At 58.3% G+C, this 2,962-nt stretch carries 2 protein-coding genes and 1 pseudogene; all 3 read left to right on the top strand.

Annotation, left to right across the window (positions count from 1 at the left end):
• Nucleotides 1-50: 50 nt before the first annotated feature.
• Nucleotides 51-821 (top strand): annotated as a pseudogene (locus ABX749_RS27985) (sulfatase-like hydrolase/transferase); the annotation flags it as partial.
• Between the two features lie 82 nt (nt 822-903).
• A complete protein-coding gene (locus tag ABX749_RS27980) occupies nt 904-2,505 on the top strand; it encodes a sulfatase (RefSeq protein WP_372898928.1) in 1,602 nt (533 codons plus the stop codon).
• Nucleotides 2,506-2,579: 74 nt separating this feature from the next.
• The coding region (locus tag ABX749_RS27975) for a c-type cytochrome domain-containing protein (RefSeq protein WP_372898927.1) at nt 2,580-2,962 on the top strand (383 nt) is incomplete at its 3' end.

Raw genomic sequence — 2,962 nt, 5'->3', positions numbered from 1 at the left:
GCTTGGCTGTGCGTTTTGTCGAATCAGCGGGCGACTAAGACCAACCGTTTTTTCTGTATCTGGCCTACAACGCGCCGCACAGTCCGCTCGAAGCGAAGGTCGAGGATTTAACGCGGTTCGCCGGCATCAAGGACAAGAAGCGGCAAACCTACGCCGCGATGGTTTACGCCGTCGACCGCGGCGTCGGTCGACTGGTCCAGACGCTGAAGGATTCCGGTGAGTTCGATGACACGTTGATCGTCTTCCTGAGCGACAACGGCGGAAAACTCGGTCTGGGCGCCGACAATGGACCCCTTCGCGAAGGCAAGGGCAGCACGCACGAGGGCGGTTATCGCGTCCCGATGTTCTTCCATTGGCCCGGAAAAGTCCCTGCCGGCGATCGTTATCACCACCCCGTTTCCGCACTCGATTTCTACCCGACGTTCGCACGCTTGGCCAAGGCGGAGATCCCGGCGACCAAGACGTTGAACGGCAAAGACATTTGGGACGACTTGCTGGCCGGTCGTAGCGCACGCCGAGGTGAGATGATTTTCGCACTCCGCCATCGCAGCGGTTACAGTGACGTAGGGGCTCGACGCGACGCCTGGAAAATCTGTCGAACGGCCCAAACGCCCTGGAAACTGTTTAACTTGGACGATGATCTCGGAGAAACGCACGATCTGAGTGACGCGTATCCCGAGAAAGTTGCGGCGATGGTGGAGGAGGTCGAACGCTGGAGTCGCGACCACACCACGCCTCGGTGGTTCGACGATGAGGAGGCGGAGCAACAATGGCATGAAACGGGAATGCCGAATTACAAAGCCACCTTTCAAGTGAAATGATGCGTGATGGACCTCGCATTCGCATCGACGAAGTTGAATCCCAGTTCGCAGGAAGGCAACCGCTGAAAACCAAATGAACCGAATGATCAAACCACTTCTTACCCTCGCCTGCGTTGTGGGCCTGGCTTCCACGTGCCACGCGGCAGACAAACCGAACGTCCTGTTTATCGCCATCGACGATCTGCGGCCGGAACTGGGATGTTACGGATCCGAGATCGCGGTGTCGCCGAACCTGGATGCGCTGGCTAACGACGGTTTGCTGTTCAATCGGGCCTATTGCCAACAGGCGATCTGTCGGCCTTCGCGGGCGAGCCTGATGACCGGTGCTCGACCGGAGACGACCGGGTTGTTTCACAACTATGTCTCGTTGCGTGAGCTTCAGCCCGACATTGTCACGTTGCCCCAACACTTCATCGCACACGGCTATGAAACCGCCTACTGTGGAAAAATCTTTCACCAGGGCGATACCGACGAAGAGAACTCTTGGAGTCGAAGCCCGGTGAAATGGATCAAGGGGATCGAAAAGCCGGTCGGTGGCTACGCGTTGCCGGAAAACAACAAGATCAAAAGTGACAACATGAAGGAGATGTTGGCCAAGTACGGCGAGGCCGCACGCCGTGGTTTGGGCAGCGGACCGGCGTACGAAAATGCCGACGTCCCCGATACCGCCTACGGTGACGGCTACAACACCCGGCTCGCGATCGAGACGATGAAGCAGATGGCCAAGGCGGACAAGCCGTTCTTCCTGGGGCTCGGGTTCAAAAAACCCCACCTGAACTGGACCGCGCCCAAACGTTACTGGGATCTGTACGATCCCGACAAAATCCCGATGGCAGCCCACAGCGATGCACCCGAGGGCGGTGCCGCGATGGGGCTTCACGCGTCCTTCGAATTGCGAACGCGTGCGGGGATCCCCAAGATCGGACCGTTGGGTCCCGAGCTGTCGCGAACACTTAAGCACGCGTATCTGGCATGCGTCAGTTACGTCGACGCCCAAGTCGGTTTGATGGTTCGTGCCCTGGAAGATGCCGGGGTTCGCGACAACACGATCATCATCGTCTGGGGCGACCATGGTTGGCATCTCGGAGACCTAGGCGTCTGGGGCAAAGCGACCAACTACGAAATTGCCACCCGCGTGCCGTTGATGATTTGGACGCCGGGCATGAAGTCGCGGGGCAAGCCGACCGATGCGTTGGTCGAGTTAGTCGACATGTACCCGACCCTTTGCGAACTGGCCGGATTGCCGATCCCCGATCACGTCGAAGGCCACAGTTTTGTCCCCTTGTTGGATGATCCCGACCGGGCCTGGAAAAAGGCTGCGTTCAGTCAGTATCCCAACCCGGCGCTCCGCGAGTGGGCCGCCAACCCGCTGTCGCAAGGAATGCGTGAGACATGGTTCGGACCGCTGATCCGAGAAGTCGAAGGCCGGATCATCGAGCAGATGGGTGACACGTGGGACCGCGAGCTGTTTGAACAACATTTGATGGGGTACACGATGCGGACCGACCGCTATCGGCTGGTCGTTTGGCGCGATCATCGCAATCCCCAAGCCGATCCCGTGTTCGTCGAGTTGTTCGATCACCAGAGCGACCCCGGCGAAACCAAGAACGTTGCCCGCGAAAACCCAAACGTCGTCGCCAGACTGACCCAACAACTCGACGCCGGTTGGAAAGCCGCGCTGTAGTTGAGCGCCACAGACCAAGATTGGATATGATCCAGGAACCCTCCATGCCAATGTCAGATTGGAAGCCATCCATCATGATTCGACGATTTCTGCTCCTGTTTTGCCTGTTGGCACCGCAAACGTTGCCTGCCGAAGAGATCGATTTCGAGGAACAGATCCTGCCGATTCTCGAAGAACGTTGCTTGTATTGCCACGGCGAAGACGAGCAAGAATCGGGACTACGGCTAGATTTGCGTGCCCGCATGCTTCGCGGCGGCGATTCAGGCTTGGCGGCCGTCGTGCCCGGCAAGCCCGAAAAGAGCTACCTGATCGAAGTGATCAACCATGTCGATGAAGACATGGCGATGCCGCCGGATGATGACAAGCTGCCGGATGAAGAAATTGATTTGCTGACGCGTTGGATCAAAGCGGGCGCCGTCGTACCGGGGCAAATGGACGACGTGGTCAACGAAGAAAT

The sequence above is a fragment of the Stieleria sp. genome (assembly GCF_041595215.1).
GTDB lineage: Bacteria > Planctomycetota > Planctomycetia > Pirellulales > Pirellulaceae > Stieleria > Stieleria magnilauensis.
The sequence above is the reverse complement of the archived record's forward strand: the minus strand, read 5'-3'. Positions and strand labels throughout refer to the sequence as shown.

Coding starts and splice junctions, on each gene's coding strand:
- ABX749_RS27980 (WP_372898928.1), top strand. CDS start 904: ATGATCAAACCACTTCTTACCCTCGCCTGCGTTGTGGGCCTGGCTTCC.